The 14,986-nt window shown below is 38.5% G+C and carries 9 protein-coding genes; 8 read left to right on the forward strand and 1 reads right to left on the reverse strand.

What is annotated here, in order from left to right:
• Positions 1 to 101: 101 nt before the first annotated feature.
• The 7 genes from AN34_RS02030 (at position 102) to AN34_RS02060 (ending at position 12,195) form a co-directional block, all read left to right on the forward strand.
• Complete coding sequence (locus AN34_RS02030) at positions 102 to 857, forward strand: DUF4197 domain-containing protein (protein ID WP_029281767.1); 756 nt, start codon at positions 102 to 104, stop codon at positions 855 to 857.
• A 169-nt stretch (positions 858 to 1,026) separates the two neighbouring features.
• Entirely contained in the window at positions 1,027 to 1,962 is a 936-nt protein-coding gene (locus AN34_RS02035; protein WP_029281769.1) for a PD40 domain-containing protein, read from the forward strand.
• Between the two features lie 267 nt (positions 1,963 to 2,229).
• Positions 2,230 to 2,520 (forward strand): co-chaperone GroES, encoded by a 291-nt coding sequence (groES, locus tag AN34_RS02040; RefSeq protein ID WP_029281770.1) that lies wholly within the window; start codon positions 2,230 to 2,232, stop codon positions 2,518 to 2,520.
• A gap of 123 nt (positions 2,521 to 2,643) precedes the next feature.
• Positions 2,644 to 4,278 (forward strand): chaperonin GroEL, encoded by a 1,635-nt coding sequence (gene groL, locus AN34_RS02045; protein WP_029281772.1) that lies wholly within the window; start codon positions 2,644 to 2,646, stop codon positions 4,276 to 4,278.
• 378 nt (positions 4,279 to 4,656) lie between these two features.
• Positions 4,657 to 10,494 carry a PKD domain-containing protein gene (locus AN34_RS02050; protein WP_051666156.1) on the forward strand — a complete coding sequence of 1,946 codons (5,838 nt, stop codon included), beginning with the start codon at positions 4,657 to 4,659 and terminating at the stop codon, positions 10,492 to 10,494.
• A complete protein-coding gene (locus tag AN34_RS02055; protein ID WP_231625469.1) occupies positions 10,494 to 11,513 on the forward strand; it encodes a PorP/SprF family type IX secretion system membrane protein in 1,020 nt (339 codons plus the stop codon). Before AN34_RS02050 ends, AN34_RS02055 begins: the two co-directional genes overlap by 1 nt.
• Before the next feature lie 22 nt (positions 11,514 to 11,535).
• Positions 11,536 to 12,195, forward strand: a complete 660-nt coding sequence (locus tag AN34_RS02060) for an MgtC/SapB family protein (RefSeq protein WP_051666159.1) — start codon at positions 11,536 to 11,538, stop codon at positions 12,193 to 12,195.
• A gap of 84 nt (positions 12,196 to 12,279) precedes the next feature.
• On the opposite strand, the gene AN34_RS02065 is transcribed toward AN34_RS02060, so the two are convergent.
• Positions 12,280 to 13,281 (reverse strand): energy transducer TonB, encoded by a 1,002-nt coding sequence (locus AN34_RS02065; protein WP_029281780.1) that lies wholly within the window; start codon positions 13,279 to 13,281, stop codon positions 12,280 to 12,282.
• Between the two features lie 115 nt (positions 13,282 to 13,396).
• Here AN34_RS02065 and AN34_RS02070 point away from each other — a divergent pair, with 115 nt between their 5' ends.
• On the forward strand, positions 13,397 to 14,824 hold the full coding sequence (locus tag AN34_RS02070; protein ID WP_029281782.1) for an L-serine ammonia-lyase: 1,428 nt from the start codon (positions 13,397 to 13,399) through the stop codon (positions 14,822 to 14,824).
• Positions 14,825 to 14,986 lie beyond the last annotated feature (162 nt).

A 14,986-nucleotide genomic window follows, 5' to 3' on the forward strand; every position in this document is an offset into this window, starting at 1 on the left:
AATTTAACATTTATCAGGCCGTCAAAGTGTTATCTTTGAAAAACAAATTCAAAATTTAGTTTATGGCAGTGCTTTTGCTCATGAAGGATTAAACACACAAAATGAAAAAAATTATTTTATCTGCATCCCTTGCATTTATTTTATTGACTAACCTGAAAGCAGGTGCTCAAATTAAGTTGAGCGACATCTTTAAAAAGGTTACCGAAAAACAAAGCACTACTTCTACAACCGGAACGCCCAGTAGTCTGGAGATTGGCCAGGGAATTAAGGAAGCCTTACAACTTGGTGTTTCAGCTGGCGCAGATCGGTTATCGGCAAAGGATGGATTTCTTGGTAATTTAGCTGTTAAAATTTTAATGCCTCCTGAAGCTCAGAAAGTAGAAAAAACGTTGCGTAGCCTTGGTTTAAACAGTCTTTGTGATAATGTGATTGTGAGCTTAAACCGTGCTGCTGAAGATGCCGCCAAAGAAGCGAAGCCTATTTTTATTTCTGCAATTAAGCAAATGACCTTAGCTGATGCCAGCAATATTTTGCTAGGAAATAATGACGCTGCAACTTCTTATTTTAAACGTGTAACTACTGCGCAATTGCTTCAGAAATTTAGTCCTATCGTAAGTAACAGTTTGAGTAAAGTAAATGCCAGTAAATACTATTCAGATTTGACTACACAATATAATCGCTTGCCATTGGTTAAACCGGTGAGTACAGATTTAACTGGTTATGTTACACAAAAAGCAATAGATGGTTTGTTTATAGAGGTAGCAAAAGAAGAACTTAAAATCAGAGGAAATATTAATTCACGTAGTACAACATTACTTCAAAAAGTATTTGGTTACGCAGATAAGAAAAAAGGTTAAAATGAGCCCCCTGGTCTGGTGGCTCACCAAGCGGTTTGGGTTTTGTATTTCTTAATGGCTGGTGAGCCATCAGCCATAGAGTTGTCTTATTAAAATCATAAAGGTTAGAAGATTAATGTTTCGAAAGGGCATGGATCTTTTTTGCTTAAAACAATTTGTAAAATTGTAAATGATTAAATTCAATTTGCATCTGGCTATGGTAGTTGTTCCTAGCCTAATATTATTTTCGGCTTGTAATTCTGGCAATAATGATCAATCGAAATCCACTGCGGTTTTAGATACTGTTTCTTTAAGTAATAAGCGTTTTGCATTGGCCTATCAGGATGGCGACAAAATTGTAGCCACGAGTATTGATACCATGAAGCAAATTTCATTCGGTGGTGCAAATCATCCGGCAATTTCTCCTGATGGTAATAAACTTGCCTACACGGTGAAAGATAGTGTTGGGAATAATAGTATCTGGGTGGCGGATATGGAAAGTAAAAGCCAGTTGCATTTACAGGTTAACAGCAAAAATTATGATGATGCGGTGTGGTCACCAAATGGCGGAACCATTGCCTTTAATTTCTTGAATGATCAGAAAATATGGAAAGTGGGTATCATCAAAGCTGATAATACAGGTTTTTTAGTGCTTGATAGCAAATCAGCAATTGCTGTTTCTTCACCTGTTTGGAAAACTGAAACTGAGCTGATGGCACATGACCTGAAGAATATCTACACTTTTAATCTTAATGGAAAACTGATGGAGACAAATTCCATTGCGGATCTGTTAGGTGCAGCATACCATATTTCTGCAAGCGATCGGTTCTTTTATGCCCAAAATGGAAAAATACTCGTTTTTAATTCCAAATATGGGAAAGCCATAACTGAATTAAATGATATGGCCAACGCCGTTTTTACTTTAGATTTAAATAGCCGAAAGATTAAAAGAATTTCTCCAGAGGGCATGAACACATCAGCTGTTTTCGTTACTGCTGATGATAGGATATTCTATAGCGGAGCTGAAAATCCCTATACACAAAGCAAAATTTATGTTTCAGATTTAGAGGGCAATGTTAAATTGTTAGTGAACAAGGGCATGAATCCTACTGCCACACTGAAATAGTTTTATCATGATTCACTTAAAGATATTCTTATTTGAGATCAGGTAAAACCATTTAGCCATTTTGATGAAAAATAATCAATGCGTTATACTTATCCTCAATCAAAAGGAAACATCTTAGCCTTTCTGCCAAGCTGACACCTTATATTCTCCGTTCGTTTATATTTTGACAGTACAGGTGTAAATTTGTCCCCCAAAACCTCTTGGCATAAAAAGTGTACTTGCATCTGCAGATAAAAAACTCAAATCAAAATAAAAATAATAAAAGTTATGGCGTTAAACCTAAAACCAATTGCTGGCAGTTCGAACAGAGTAATTGTTGAACCAGCTGCGGCGGAAGAAAAAACTGCATCGGGTTTGTATATCCCTGATACTGCTAAAGAGAAACCATCTAAAGGTACTGTTGTTTCTGTTTCTGAAGAAGATGCTGACGGTAAAAAAGCGAGCGTAAAAGTTGGCGATGTTGTAATTTATGGTAAATATGGTGGTACTGAATTTCCATATGAAGGTAAAGACTACCTTATTATGCGTGAAACAGATATTTACGCAGTTGTTGGATAAGTAATGATTGAATAGTTGAATCTCGATTGAATGAGTTCAGCATAAATCAAAGAAGTAATTATAAAACAGGAAGGATAAACATTTAAATCATTCCTTCATACAATCATTCAAAATTTTAAAGAAATGTCAAAACAAGTAAAATATAACGTGGAAGCACGTGACGCCCTGAAACGTGGTGTTGATATCTTAGCGAATGCAGTAAAAGTAACTTTAGGCCCTAAGGGACGTAATGTAATCATTGATAAAAAATTCGGTTCTCCTGCAATTACCAAAGATGGTGTTACCGTTGCAAAAGAGATCGAATTGAAAGATGCGGTTGAAAACATGGGCGCACAAATGGTTAAAGAAGTGGCATCTAAAACAGCTGATATTGCTGGTGATGGTACAACTACTGCAACTGTATTGGCTCAGGCAATTATTACAACTGGTATTAAAAACGTTGCTGCAGGTGCAAATCCAATGGATTTAAAACGCGGTATTGATAAAGCTGTTGCAGCTGTTGTAGCTAACTTAAAAGAGCAATCTCAAACTGTTGGTGAAGACAATAATAAAATTAAACAAGTTGCATCTATTTCTGCAAACAACGACGAGGTGATCGGCGCTTTAATTGCTGAAGCCATGAGTAAAGTGGGTAAAGATGGTGTAATTACTGTTGAAGAAGCTAAAGGTACTGAAACTGAAGTAAAAACAGTAGAAGGTATGCAGTTTGACAGAGGTTACTTATCTCCTTACTTTGTTACCAACGCAGATAAAATGGAAGCTGAATTAGATAGCCCATACATTTTAATCTACGACAAAAAAATCAGCAATATGAAAGAATTGTTGCCTGTTTTAGAAAAAACTGTTCAAACAGGTAAACCATTAGTAATCATTTCTGAAGATTTAGATGGCGAAGCTTTAGCTACATTAGTAGTGAATAAAATTCGTGGTTCATTGAAAGTAGTTGCTGTAAAAGCACCAGGTTTCGGCGACAGAAGAAAAGCAATGTTAGAAGATATAGCAATTTTGACTGGCGGTATTGTAGTATCAGAAGAAAGAGGTTATAAATTAGAAAATGCTGATTTAACTTATTTAGGTTCTGCTGAGAAAGTTGTGGTTGATAAAGACAATACAACTGTGATCAACGGTGCTGGTAATTCAGAAGATATCAAATCTCGCGTAAGTCAAATTAAATCGCAGATTGAAACCACTACATCTGATTACGATAAAGAAAAATTACAAGAGCGTTTAGCTAAATTGGCTGGCGGTGTTGCAGTTCTTTATGTAGGTGCAGCAAGCGAAGTTGAAATGAAAGAGAAAAAAGACCGTGTTGATGATGCTTTACATGCTACTCGTGCAGCAGTAGAAGAAGGTATTGTTGCTGGTGGTGGTGTAGCTTTTATCCGTGCGGTAGCTTCATTAGCTGATTTAAAAGGGGTTAATGAAGATGAAAACACAGGTATTCAGATCATCCGTCGTGCGATTGAAGAGCCTTTACGTCAAATTTGCGAAAATGCAGGTATTGAGGGTTCTATCGTCGTTCAGAAAGTTAAAGAAGGTACAGCTGATTATGGTTATAATGCACGTACTAACGTTTACGAAAATTTAATTGGTGCAGGTGTAATCGATCCAACTAAAGTAAGCCGTGTAGCCTTAGAAAATGCAGCATCTATTGCGGCAATGTTATTAACTACAGAAGTTGTTTTAGCAGACGAGCCTGAAGAAGGTGGTGCTCCAATGCCGCCTATGGGTGGTGGTGGTATGGGTGGTATGATGTAATATCACTTATAGCAAAATCATTTCGTGTAAAATTATGCCCGGAAGCTTTATAGCTTCCGGGTTTTTTTATGTCTTATTAACTATTTAAATGCGGTTTAAGTGTGATTTGTGGTTATTCATTTTGTTCGTATCATGTAAAAAATTGTAATTTATAAGTATAAATAGCGTATTTTACAGTCGTATTTTTGAAAATTATCTATTTAATATTGAATAGGTTTATCAAGTAATACAAATTGCCTGCTTTTTTTGAATAAACATAATTAATCACGCCCCCTACATGTTGAGATTATGAAGACCTGTTTGAAACGGAAATGGCCGATTTCTGCCCTATTCTTGGGTTTGTTTTTGATAACGTCGGTCTGTTTCTCACAGATTAATATGGGTACCATTAATACAGGTCCGTTTACACCCGGAAGTACAATAGCGGTTCCATTCGGTATTGCCAACGGCTGTACTGAACAGGGGAATACCTTTCAACTTTATTTATCTGATCAAAATGGTGATTTCAGTGCTGAAAGGTTAATCGGGACTTATACAGGCTTTTATAGTACCTATGTAAACGGGATTATCCCAACTACAGGAATTGTTCCCGGGGCGGGGTATAAAGTTAGGGTAAAAACCACACAACCCGTTTCGGTTAGCGCTGCATCTGCTGCCTTTGAAATTAAAGCCGGGCCATCGGTACAAGCCAGGTTGGTTGCATCTTATCTTAATCCTTCCAATAATGAAACCTTTGGCACCTGTACAAGCAGGCCTAATAACTCATTTATTATTAGCAATGAATCTACTGCAGCGGCAGCAGTTACCGCATCCATTAAAAATGAATCAGGCGGAAGTACTTCAACCCTTACTTTTTCAACGCCTAACCAAAGCTTCACGGCCGATCAAACGCACTATACCATTGTGGCTACAGCTACAATGCCTGATGGAACTGTAGGAACCAAAGCTTATTTGCTGGTGAATAACAGAACCATTACAGCATTTGGCACATCAGGGAATAACATTGTATGCTTGCCACTTGGGGCATTGGAGTTCAATGTCGATTATACCTCTCCTGCAGGTATCCAGAATAACTTTCCAGGTAACCGTTATACCATTAGCTGGGGAGATGGAAGCCAAACGGTCTATACCCTCTGTGATATCATTAATAATTTAGGAAAAGTAACACACCCCTACACCAGATCATCATGCGGTAGCAATTCGGTAACCAGCGCAGGTACCATTTACAATGCATTTCCTGTTACTATAAATGTATCAAATGATTTTTGTGGTACCGTTGGAACACCGGTTTCTTCATCGGCAAAAGTAGTGGTTAAACCTATGAATGCGTTTACCTTTCAAACACCATCCTGTACCAATACAGATGTTACATTTTACAACACATCCATTTTAGGCGAAAACCCGGATACCAATACACCAGCCTGTGCACCAAATAATGTTACTTACAACTGGTTTGTTGATGGGGTAATTGAACAAGCTAACAAGCCACGTTCATACAATCTCGTCACCAAATTTTTAACACATGGCGTGCATACCATTCGCCTGGAATCGAATAGTTCAGGTGCCTGTAACGCCGATCCTGTAGAGATGCAGATTTGTATTCAGGACCCGCCAAAACCTGAGTTTTCGTTACCACAAACCACCATTTGCGCAGGCGCTACATTAACCCCTACCGATTTATCTGTACTGGATAATATCTGTGAAGCAGCCAATACTTATTCATGGAGTGTTTCTCCAGCTGTAACATATTCAAATGGAACCAGTGCATCAAGTAAGGAGCCTACTTTTGTTTTTACCAACCCTGGTATTTACACCATCATTTTAAACATTTCTACTCCTTCATGTGGTTTGGTTGCTTCAGCACCGCAAACTGTTATTGTTAACGAGTTACCAACAGCCTCACTTTCTCCAGATATTACCCTTTGTAATCTAACAACGTATGATTTTAATAATACTACCACAGGGCCAACCCGTACACTAATTTCAGGAACTTATCAGGATCTCGCAGATACTTATAGCTGGACAGTTATACCTACCGGATCTGGAACATATAGCTTTACCAATGGAACAACAGCAAATTCCAAATACCCTTCCATAAAATTTGATAGTTATGATGAGTACAATATTACTGTTACCCACAAGAATAACTGCGGAACAGTATCAAAAACACAAAAACTAACCTTTAGTACTGCACCGGTAATTAATGCAGGTGCAGATCAAAGTTTATGTTTTATGGGCACCAGTTTTAATTTGGCTGGAACCATTACGGGTACCGTAAGTACCCAGACATGGATAGGTGGTTTAGGCACATTTACACCAAGCCGAAATGACTTAAATGCAGTTTATACCCCAACGGCAGGAGAGAAAGCCAATGGCACCGTAAACTTAATCTTAAGAGCAACGACTACACTGGCACCACCTTGTAACCAGATAGATGATGAAATCATATTAACCATAAAACCTGATATTAGCGTAACAAGTGCAGCAAGGAAATCTATCTGTACAGGAAATAATGTTGATTACACCCCAACAGGATTAGTTAGTGGTACAACCTTTAACTGGACTGCTACCGGGTCTGCTAACGTAACCGGAGTTACGGCATCCGGAACAGGTATGATCAATGATGTACTGGTGAATAATGATCCAGTTTCTAATGGAACAGTAACTTATACCATTACACCCCAAAAGGATGGTTGTGATGGCGCTCCTTTTAATTTTGTGGTTACCGTTACACCAAACCCTGATGTGGTTGCTACAGCTGCAAATCAAATCATTTGTAGTAGTACCTCGTCTGCTATTACCTTAACTTCAGCATTAACCAATGTTAATTATACTTATACCAGCACGGCAACAGGTACCATTACAGGAAACAGCAATCGCACAGTTGCCACTGCAGCCAATCAAATTAATGATGTTTTAATTAATACCGGAACAACTTCTGGAACTGTAACCTATACCATTGTTCCGGTTTCTGCGGGTGGTTGTACAGGAGCATCAACATCCATTACCATTACTGTTTTACCAAATGCGACTTTAGCCAGTGCCGGACCTGATGAATCTATTTGTAATGCTTCAACCTATACTTTAAAAGGAAACATTCCGGTAGTTGGATCAGGGAAATGGACAGTAGTTTCTGCACCAACTCCCATTACCTTTGATGACGATACCAAAAACAACGCAGTGATATCTGATTTAGTTGGCGGAAACAGTTATGCCTTACGCTGGACCATCAGTGATCAGAATTGCAGCAATAGCAGCGATGACGTTGTGATCACTGTAAATCTTCCAAGTATTGGTGGCACAACCGGTAATGACTTAACATTGTGTGCCGGAACGAATAATGGCGCCATTACTTTAACAGGTCAGGTTGGCGATATTTTAAGATGGGAAATGTCTATAGATGATGGCTTAACTTGGGCTGGTTTGAGTTCTAGGTCAAACCCATATGTTTTTTCAAATCTTACAGTAACCACCAAATTCAGGGCTATTGTGCAGAGTTTTCCTTGTTCAGAAGCCCAATCAACTGTAACTACCATTACCATTAATCCAGCCACGGTAGTTTCAAATGCCGGGCCAAACCAAAATTTATGCAGTGGCAATACGGTTAACCTAAGTGGAAATAATCCTGCTCCCAACACTGGTTTATGGACTTTAGTTTCCGGGCAAAGTGATGTGATTATTGCAGACCCAACTTTGTTTAATACCACTGTAACAGGATTAGTGCCGGGACAAACTTATCGCTTCAGATGGACAATTAGTGGATTTCAAGGTTGTCCGCCATCCGCATCAGAGATGACCGTTACTTATTTTCTACCTGTAACCAATAATGTGTCCACATCAGCCATACCAGTTTGCTTTGGCCAGAGTACAACGATTACAGGTAGTGTGCCTACAGGTGGAAATGGTACCTATAATTATCAGTGGCAAAGCAGTACTGACGGGAATGTATGGTCTAATATTCCCAACGCTACAAATAAAGATTTAACATTAAATGTTACGGCATCTGCCTTTTACAGAAGATTGGTTAATAGTAATGTTTGTACATCAGAAAGCAACAGCGTTGAGGTTATTGTTTTACCTGCGTTAACCAATAATACCATTACAGCAGATCAAACCATTTGTATAGGTTCTGCAGCAGCTCCGTTAACAGGTTCTGCGCCGGGTGGCGGAAATGGGATTTATGCTTACCAATGGCAAACCAGTTTAAATGGAACCACCTGGACAGATGTACCAGGCGCAACTGACATCAATTACGTGCCTCCTATACCTACTGCAACCATTTATTACAGGCGATCAGTGGCCAGCGGTTCATGTGCTGCAACCATCAGTAATCAAATTAAAATCACGGTAAATCTACCAGCTAAGGCAGAATATACTTATAGCATCGATAAAGGCTGTGTTCCTTTTAACTTAAGAACAGCCAACATCACGGCGGTTGCTTATCCGGATCGGAATGCTACCTATACCTGGTTTGCCAATAATGTGCAGATTGGTACGGGTATAAATTTTCCGGGTTACACCATTCCCGGTGAAAATCAATCTGTAATTATTAAATTAATTGTCACCAGTAGTTTAGGTTGTAATAGTGATGAGTTTTCTCACACCTTTTCAACCCAGCAAGATGTTACAGCAGCTTATACGCAAAGTACTTTAGAAGGTTGTGGACCTCTTAACGTGCGGTTTACCAATACTTCAAATTCATTAACTGCAGCAACTTTTAAATGGGATTTCGGTAACGGAACCACTTCTAATCTGGCTCAACCAGCAGATGTAGTTTATCCTGCAAATTTAAATGGTAGGGATATCACTTATACGGTAACATTGGAAGCAACCACACCTTGTGGCGTGAGCAGACAAACCTCTACAGTTTTAGTTAAAGCAGCTCCAATATCAGTCTTTTCTCCCGATAAAACAGCTGGGTGTTCACCGTTTACGGTCACTTTCAGTAATACTTCATTAGGAAACAACAGTACCTATACCTATGATTTTGGTGATGGAACAACGCTTACAAAAACAGATAGGAGTAATGTATCACATACCTACAATACCCTGGTGGTAACCAACTATGTGGTGAAAATGACTGCTACCAATGAATGTGGTATGAATGAATCTTCCTATAACATTAATGTAGCGCCAAATGATATTACAGCAGAACTGGTGGTTAATAGTAATCAGCTGCGAGGCTGTGCGCCTTTAAAAGTAGATTTCTTCAATAATACCAAAGGTGCCAAGACCTTTGTTTATGACTTTGGTGATGGAAGTACGGTGGTGAGAAATGTTGCGCCTGAAGTCGTTTCCCATACCTTTACCAAAGCGGGAAAATATACAGTTACACTTTATGCCTCAAATGATTGTTCAAGTGCTTTAACGGTTGAAGAAATAGAGGTTTTAGCCCAGCCTGAGTTGAGTTTTACAGCTGATAAAACCAGCGGGTGCGATGGGCTAATCGTAAACTTTAAAAATAATAGTAAAAATGCCATCGGCTACCTTTGGGATTTTGGCGATGGAACAACATCAACCGCTTTTGAGCCTACCCACACTTTTACTGGTGCAGGCAAAAATTTTATTGTAAGCTTAACCGCCACCAATACGTTGGGCTGTACCAATACCATCACACTTAATTCGCCAATTAGTGTGGTACCACCTCCGATAGCCAGTTTTGCGGTTACACCAGGTAATGAAATCTCCATCCCTAATTATTCCTTTAGCTTTAAAGATATCAGTACTGGGTCTGCGAGCTGGGAATGGACATTTGGAGATGGCGCTGTTTCAACCCTCCAAAACCCAAATCATACTTACGGAAATGAGGGTACCTATACCGTTACCTTAAAAGTGCTTAATAAAGAGGGCTGTAGTTCTACTACCTTTCAAACGGTTAGGATTATTGGTGTACCGGGATATTTGAATGTGCCTAATTCGTTTATGCCGGCAAGTGCTAAAAATGAAATCAGGGTTTTTAAAGCAAAGGGCCGGGGCATTCAAGAATGGACAATGTCTGTGTTTAATAAATGGGGACAGCTTTTATGGGAAAGCTCGAAACTGGATGATGGCGCACCGTTGGAAGGATGGGACGGAACATATAATGGAAAAGAACAGCCTCAGGGTGTTTATTACTGGAAGATAGCGGTTAAATTTATAAATGGTAGTGAATGGAAAGGAATGACATATGATTCATCACCTCCAAGAAAAACGGGTGTAATATATTTAATAAGATAATGATGAGGAGGATGATATTATGGGTGATGGTTTGGGCGCTGCCACAAATTTCAATGGGGCAGGATCACATTTACTCGCAGTTTTACAATGCACCAATCTACTTAAATCCGGCACTTACCGGTCAGTTTGAAGGTGATGTGAGGTTTAATGCGCTTTATAGAAACCAATGGACAGGTTTGGCCAGCGATTTTTCTTACATGAGTGCGTCGGCAGATTTAAATTTGCACCAGATTAATAGTGGTATTGGGCTTATTTTTAACAGAAGTAGCGAAGGAACAGCTTATCTGGTTAAAAATAATGTTGCAGCTAGTTATTCGTATATTATTGGTGGTGACGATTTTACTCTTTCATTTGGGCTACAGGCCGGTGTAACCAATCAAAAATTAAACTGGGATAAACTGGTTTTTGGTGATCAGATTGATATTAATTCAGGTTATATCCCCGGAAGTGTTTCTGGTGCAGAAAGACCGGCTATTGATAGCCGCTATTATCTGGATGCCAATGCAGGTACCAATTTAGTGTATGGTAAGTTTATGGTTGGTGTAGCTGCACATCATTTAAATCGACCTGACGAATCACTCTCAGGTTTTCAGGCAAAATTACCCATGCGCATTTCTGCTAATTTAAGTTATAAACTCAGCCTCATTCCTGATCAGTATGATAGGGATGGAAGCTACCTGATCCCATCGGTGGTGGTTTATAGACAAGGAAATGTGAACTCTTTCAGCATTGGTACACAATACAAATATGCGGGCGTAAATGCTGGTATCTGGTACAGGAATGATGGAAATTCAAATGGAAATGACGCCATTGTTTTTTCAGTCATTTTCGATATTTTTAACAGAAGAACCAATGGCGAAAAGTTTAGGTTAGGAATCAGTCACGATGCAACTACTTCTAAAATCAATTATTCCAATACCGGCGGAACATCTGAAATAGGTGTGGGATATGAAAAATATTTTCCAAATAGTTCTAGTGGTGGCCGTGCCAATGGCTTAAGATGTTATGATTTTTATTAATTTGCTTTCATAATTTAGGGCAATGAATGAAATTTTAGATAACAGCCATTTTATTACGCAAAGTGAGATTAATAAATTTCTGCTGGCCACATTGCTTTGCGGTTTAATTGGTGCGGAACGTGAATATAGAAGCAAATCCGCAGGTTTAAAAACCATGATGATGATTGGTTTGGGTGCTACATTATTTACTATTTTATCTATTAAAATTGGGCCTGCCAGTCAGGATCGCATTGCATCTAATATTGTAACGGGTATTGGTTTTCTAGGTGCAGGCGTAATTTTTAAAGAAGAAAACAGGGTTAAAGGTTTAACAACGGCCTGTATCATTTGGATTGTTGCCGCTATTGGCATGGCTGTTGGTTCCGGATATTACGAGCAGGCCATTGGTGTTACTGGTGTAGTTCTTTTAGCCTTAATTATTTTTCCTTTTGTAGAAGAAGTAGGTGACCGTCGTTTCACGAAGAGGGTCTATCGCATTGTGAAAAAACAGCATGCTCAAGGAGATTTAGAAAGCTACGAAGAGGTTTTTAAAGAAAATAAACTAAAGCCACAACGTGGCAAACATCAATTGGCTAATAATATCATTACTGGCAATTGGACTGCCACCGGCACACCTCAAAACCACCAGAAGTTTGTAGAGCAGATGTTAAAGGATAAGGAAATTTTGGAGTTTGATTATTAGTTAATAGGAGCATTTGATTACTGATAATTAATTCTATTTATCTTTTCGTCTTTCCCGATTGCTTATGAAAAGTTAAATGTCGGCCTAAAAATCAAAATTAAAACTTTGATTATATTTTACCCTAACCGGAATGCCTCTTTCTCTTCCAGGTTCCCATTTGAAAGCGTATCTTAAAACTCTTTTAGCTTCCTCATCTAATAGTGGATCTATAGATTTTTCAACCTTAATATCTACAACCTTTCCTGTACTATCTACAACAAAACTCGTTTTGACAGTTCCCCTAATCCGATTTTTAAGTGCTTCGGCAGGATATTTTGTCGTTGATGCAATAAAACGATTCCATGCATTTATTCCACCTTTATACTCAGGTGGTTGCATGGAGGCTGTATATTTATAAGTTACACCATTCTTGATACTCTCACCTGAAACTAATTTATTCGCTTCATAATTTTCTTTGAAAGTATAATTTGCTTTAGTATCATAACCAGTCCATAAACCTATTTTCATTCCATCTAGATAATCTCCTTCTTCAACCTTTTCGAATTCTTTGTATTTAATTACTTCCTTAAAATGTCCTTTCCCATTTTCAATATTTACTTTTCCAGAAGAATCAGCATCAAATATTAATTTAGAGTTCGTGTTTAAGATAAAGTTTGTCAGAGAAGAATTGGTTCCTATCATTTGGTTTATAGATGGGTTAGTTGGAACATATTCTATCTGTCTTTTTATTTTCCCATTTGGATGATAATACGTAGAAGTACCAAATGGAATCCCATTTTGATAAGAAGTTGTTTCAGACCTTTTACCTAATGAATCGTAACCAATAACAATACCATCATAAACTAATTTTGGATCAAAAGAAGTCAAATAACCTAGTGTTTTTCTTTTGTCATTATTATAAAATTCAAAAAGTTTGAAGCGAGTATCACCAGAATCCGGCTCTTCAATAATTCTTATGAAATCAGCTTTAGCCTTTGTTTCAACCTGGTCCCCATTGTTTTTAAGGAAATAAATATTTTGAGACTTCTGGGCATGTGCCGATGCAACAATTAATAAGCTAAACAATATTAAAAAGCGTAATTTCATAGATCAAAGTTAATAAGATTAAGAAATAAAATATAGAGGTTAGTTTAGATTAATGACTTTTATTTCATCGCAGTTTTAACAAAACAATCATAGCTTTGTATAACTAACTTTTTTCATGATAAAAGAGCAAATCTCCGTTTTCGATATTTTTAAGATAGGCATTGGTCCGTCAAGTTCACATACACTTGGGCCATGGCGTGCTGCGCAACAATTTACAGCATCGCTAAACCAACAAGATCTAATCGATCGTGTGGAGACGATTAAAATACTCCTTTATGGGTCACTGGCTAAAACAGGTAAAGGCCATGGAACGGATGTGGCAATCTTACTCGGATTATCAGGTGCTGATCCAGTTACTTTTGACGTTGATGCGGTTACACCAACATTTGAAGCCATTCAAAAAGATAAAAAGCTTAAGCTTGCCGGAGATTTAGAAATTGATTTCGACTATGAAAATGATCTGCTTTTTCTTTTTGCAGAAAGTCTTCCCTTTCACCCTAATGCAGTTACCTTTCAGGCATTTTTATCAACTGGAAAAGCTTTTTCCGAGACTTATTATTCTATTGGTGGCGGTTTTGTAGTTAAGGAAGGCGAAGATAATAGTCAGAAAGCACAGGTTGATTTACCCTTTCCAATAGAAAAAGCTAAGGAACTTTTACACTGGTGTTTATCTACCGGGTTAAAAGTAAGTGAAATTGTGCTGGAAAATGAACTTGCCTGGAGACCTGAAGCTGAAACCAAAATGCGGATTCTTCAACACTTCGCTGTGATGAGAGATTGCATTTACCGGGGTTGCCATACTACAGGATTTTTACCTGGAGGGTTGGATGTTGCCCGCAGGGCATTCCCGCTAAATAAGCGGCTGATTGGTAAAAGCGAGTATCAGGACTATACCTCATGGGTAGAAGCGATTAGAAAGGGTGGGAACGGCTTTAATTATATTTTAGATTGGGTAAGTTGTTTTGCATTGGCCGTAAATGAAGAAAACGCCTCTTTCGGGCGTGTGGTAACGGCACCTACAAATGGGGCTGCAGGTGTAATTCCTGCTGTACTTCAATATTTTATTACCTTTTGCGATGGTTATGCAGAAGATAAGATTATTCAGTTTATTGCCTGTGCATCAGAAATAGGCAGTATTTTTAAAAAAGGCGCCACCATTTCAGCAGCAATGGGTGGCTGTCAGGCCGAAATTGGAGTTTCGTCTGCTATGGCTGCCGCGGCATTAACAGAGTGTTTAGGTGGCTCTCAGCGTCAGGTTCTAATGGCCGCAGAAATAGCCATGGAGCATCACTTAGGTTTAACCTGCGATCCTATTGGTGGCTTGGTTCAAATTCCATGTATTGAAAGAAACACCATGGGCGCTATCAAAGCAATTACCGCAAGTCAGCTGGCTTTGCAAAGTAATCCTGATAAGGCAAAAGTTAGTTTGGATGCTGTGGTAAATACCATGTGGGAAACCGCTTTGGATATGAATGCAAAGTATAAAGAAACATCAGACGGAGGGTTAGCAACAAATATTCCCATCAGCTTACCGGAATGTTAGTTTTTAGTCTGAAGTCTGGAATCGATGGTTGAAAGATATAAGGCTTATTTTTCTCTGTGTTGATCTATTCTGTGTGCACTTTGGTTTTAATTTCGTAAGCACTTTCCGTTCTTTGCGAATAAACTTAGTGACCTTTGCGGTTACCATCTTCATCACAAAAAA

This window comes from Pedobacter sp. R20-19 (genome assembly GCF_000708265.2).
Classification (GTDB): Bacteria; Bacteroidota; Bacteroidia; order Sphingobacteriales; family Sphingobacteriaceae; genus Pedobacter.